The organism is Actinomycetospora sp. (genome assembly GCF_055612215.1).
In genome coordinates this window covers 1-3,780 of record NZ_JBVPVA010000625.1, presented here as the reverse complement: position 1 = coordinate 3,780, position 3,780 = coordinate 1, and the positions used below count along the sequence as shown (strand labels likewise).

Annotated in this window: 3 protein-coding genes and 1 pseudogene; all 4 read left to right on the top strand. The window is 75.8% G+C overall.

Annotated elements, in window-relative coordinates; all coding sequences use genetic code 11:
- Window positions 1-310, top strand: a pseudogene (locus AC0CYZ_RS17190) (hypothetical protein); the annotation flags it as partial.
- 111 nt (window positions 311-421) lie between these two features.
- Window positions 422-1,423 carry an alpha/beta fold hydrolase gene (locus tag AC0CYZ_RS17185; RefSeq protein WP_472217492.1) on the top strand — a complete coding sequence of 334 codons (1,002 nt, stop codon included), beginning with the start codon at window positions 422-424 and terminating at the stop codon, window positions 1,421-1,423.
- A gap of 4 nt (window positions 1,424-1,427) precedes the next feature.
- On the top strand, window positions 1,428-2,537 hold the full coding sequence (locus tag AC0CYZ_RS17180; protein ID WP_472217490.1) for an alkaline phosphatase family protein: 1,110 nt from the start codon (window positions 1,428-1,430) through the stop codon (window positions 2,535-2,537).
- Window positions 2,538-2,686: 149 nt separating this feature from the next.
- Window positions 2,687-3,780 (top strand): xanthine dehydrogenase family protein molybdopterin-binding subunit (locus tag AC0CYZ_RS17175; protein ID WP_472217488.1); only part of this gene is annotated, 1,094 nt, incomplete at its 3' end.

Below are 3,780 nucleotides of genomic sequence, written 5' to 3'. Positions count from 1 at the left end.
CCAGCCCGGACAGCACGACCACGACGCGCCCGGGTCGGACGGCGTCAGCGTCCTCGAGCCCTCGGCGTCCGAGCGACTGCGGGGCCGGTGGCAGGAGGTCCAGGCGGCCTTCGTCGACGAGCCCCGCCAGGCGGTGACCGAGGCCGACCAGCTCGTGGGCGAGGTCCTCGACGAGGTCAGCCGCGTGTTCCGTGACCAGCGCTCCGAGCTCGAGGCGGAGTGGAGCGGCAACACCGAGCCCGGCACCGAGGAGCTGCGCCAGGCGCTGCGCCGCTACCGGGAGTTCTTCGACCGGCTGCTGTCGCTGTAGGAGAGCTCTCGTCGCCGACGGCCCCCGACCACCCGGTCGGGGGCCGTCGGCTTGTCCACGGACGGGGGCCGGTGATGGCCGTCGGCGCGATCCCGACCTAGGTTCCGACTGGTGACCGAGTGCCGGCCGTCCCCGATCGGGCCGCCGCGGCGGCCCGTGGCCCACCGCGCGCGGTGCGCCGTCGCCGCCGCGGTGCTGCTCGCCACGCTCGGCGCGTGTGCCGGCCCGACGGCCGCGCCACCGCCCCCGCCGCCCGGCGGGGCCGCCAGCGACTTCGCGCAGGCCGTCGACGTCGGCGGGCGCCGGGTCTACGTCGAGTGCCACGGCGCGAACGGGCCGGGTCGGCACACCGTCGTGCTGATCTCGGGCTACCACGACTCCGGCGAGGCCTGGGGCATCGACGAGATCGTCGCGCCGCCCGCCGTCGGCCCGTCGGTCCCCGTGGCGCTGTCCCGGGACCACCGCGTCTGCACCTACGACCGGCCGGGGACACTGCGCTACACCGAGGGCAACCCGCTCACCGACCGGAGCACGCCGGTCCCGCAGCCCCGGACCGCCGCGGACGTCGTCGCCGAGCTGCACGCCGCGCTCGGCGCGGCCGGGGTGCCCGGTCCGTACGTCCTCACCGCGCACTCCCTCGGCGGGCTGTTCGCCCGCCTCTACGCCCAGACCCACCCCGAACAGGTGGCCGGTGTCGTGTTCGTCGACGCGTTCTCCGCGACGGTGCCCGCCGACTTCGGGGCGCGCTGGCCCGCCTACCGCGACACCTACCTCGACGCCGTGCCCCCGGGCACCGCGCTCGGCGCCCCGGAGGCCGAGAAGATCGACATCGACCGCAGCGTGGCCCAGGTCGCCGCCGCGCCCCCGTTCCCGCCGGTGCCGATCGACGTGCTGACGAAGACCGAGCCCTTCGAGACCACGCTCCCGCCGCCGCCCGGGCTGACCGTGGCGGAGCTCAACCAGCTCTACGAGGGAGCGGAGGGCGCCATCGTCGCGCTGCGCCCGGGCACGCCGCACACCATCGCGACCGGCGACTCCCACTACATCCAGTGGCAGAGCCCCGACCTGGTCGTCTCGGCGACGGAGCTCGTCGACGGGCGCACCGCACACTGAGCCCGTGACCACCGACGCCCCGACGCTCGCCGACGCGCTCCCCGCCCTGCTGGCCGCCCTGGGCACCGAGCTCGACGGGCCCCCGGCGATCACGCTGCCCCCGGCCCGGTCCGCGGCCCTGCTGCTCGTCGACGGCCTCGGCCGCGAGCTGCTCACCGAGCACGCCGCCGACGCACCCTTCCTGGCCGCGATGCACGACGCCGGGCCGCTCACCGTCGGGTTCCCCACGAGCACCCCGATCAGCGTCACGAGCCTGGGCACCGGCCTGCCGCCGGGGGCGCACGGCACCCTCGGCGTCCGGTTCCGGGTCGACGGCGCCCTGCTCGACGCGCTGACCTGGACCGAGGGCACGACCGACCTCCGCGAGCGGTTGGCCCCCGAGGCCGTGCAGCCCCGGTCGACGCTGTTCGAACGGGCCGCCACGGCCGGCGTCACCAGCACCGTCGTGTCCGACCGCGCGTACCGGGAGTCCGGCCTCACGCGCTCGGCGCTGCGCGGCGCGACGTACCGCGGCGTGGGCGCGATGGGCGACCTCGCCGCGGAGACGCTGACGGCACTGGCCGCACCGGGCCTCGTCTACGCCTACCACGCCGACCTCGACCAGCTCGGCCACCTGCGTGGCCCCGGCTCGCTCGCGTGGCGCTGGCAGCTGCGCCAGATCGACCACCTCGTGGCGCTGCTCGCCGAGGACCTCCCGCCCGGCGCGCTTCTCGCGGTCACCGGGGACCACGGGATGGTCACCGTCGACCGCCGCCACGACGCCGACACCCACCCCGATCTGCGCCTCGGCGAGCCGGTGGTCGGCGGGGACCCGCGCGCCCGCCTCGTCTACACCCGGCCCGGCAGCGCCGCCGACGTGCGCGCGGCCTGGACGGCGACCCTCGGCGGCGACGCGACCGTGCTGTCCGGCGACGAGGCGGTCGACGGCGGGTGGTTCGGCCCGGTCGAGGACGCGGTGCGGGCGCGGGTGCCCGACCTCGTGGCCGTCACCCGGGGCACCGCCGCGATCGTGCGCTCCGAGGGGGAGCCGGTGCTCGCGAAGCTGCCGGGCCAGCACGGCTCGGTCACCGACGCCGAGCGCCTCGTCCCGCTGCTCGTCCACCACACCGCCTGAGCGGCCTCGGGCGTCGGCCGTTCCCACGCTCCGGAAACCTGGCACTCCGGGCCGTGCGCGCGCCTACAGCGATGGTTATCGTCCGGCTGGGGGGCCGGGCCGCGCGCGGAGCCGGCCCCGGAACGCGACGACGGCTACAAGGAGCACGCGTGAGCGTCACGACCCACACCGGCGGCTCGATCCTGGGCCACGCCGTCAAGCGGACCGAGGACCAGGAACTCATCACCGGCGCCGGGCTCTACACCGGCGACCTGCCCGTCGAGGGGTCGCTGCACGCGGTGTTCGTCCGCTCCCCGATGGCCCACGGCACGCTCGGTGAGATCGACGTCGACGAGGCCAAGGGCATGCCGGGCGTCGTGGCGGTCTACACCGCCGCCGACCTCGACATGCCCGACCGGCCCGGGCTGCCCGGCGTCGTCCCCGACGCCATGGCCCGGCCGCACCTGGCCAAGCGCAAGGTCCGGTTCGTGGGCGACATCGTCGCGGTCGTCCTGGCTGAGACGCGCGAGGGGGCGTTCGACGCCGCCGAGCTGGTGGAGGTCGAGTACGAGCCGCTGCCGGTGGTGTGCGATCCGCGCCAGGCCGCGCGCGACGAGGTGCTGCTCTACGAGGCGGCGGGCAGCAACGTGTGCTTTCGCCAGGCGCCCGAGCAGCCCGACCAGCACTTGCTCGACGGCTGCGAGGTGGTGGCTCGCGGGAAGATGGAGAGCCCGCGGCTGGCCGCCTGCCCGGTCGAGCCTCGCTCCACGGTGGCCCGGTTCGAGGCGGGGCGGCTGACCACCTGGCTCTCGACCCAGACGCCCCACCAGGACAAGACGGAGCTCGCCCACGCGCTGTCCCTGGAGCCGGGCCAGGTCCGGGTGATCGCGCCCGACGTGGGCGGCGGCTTCGGCGGCAAGGGCCTGGACGTCGAGGACGTGGTGATGGGCTGGCTGGCGCGAGCGACGGGCCGCACGGTGCGCTGGACCGAGACCCGCTCAGAGCACATGGTGGCCATGCACCACGGCCGCGCCCAGTGGATGGAGTTCGAGATCGGCGGCACGCGCGAGGGCAAGGTGCAGGCGCTGCGCGTGAGGCTCCTCCAGGATGCCGGCGCGTACCCTGGGATCGGCGTCATCCTGGCCACGCTGACCGCGCTCATGGCAAGCGGCGTCTATGCGATCGAGAGGATCGAGGTCGACGTGACGGCCGTGGTGACCAACACCACCCCCACCGGCCCGGTGCGCGGGGCGGGGCGGCCGGA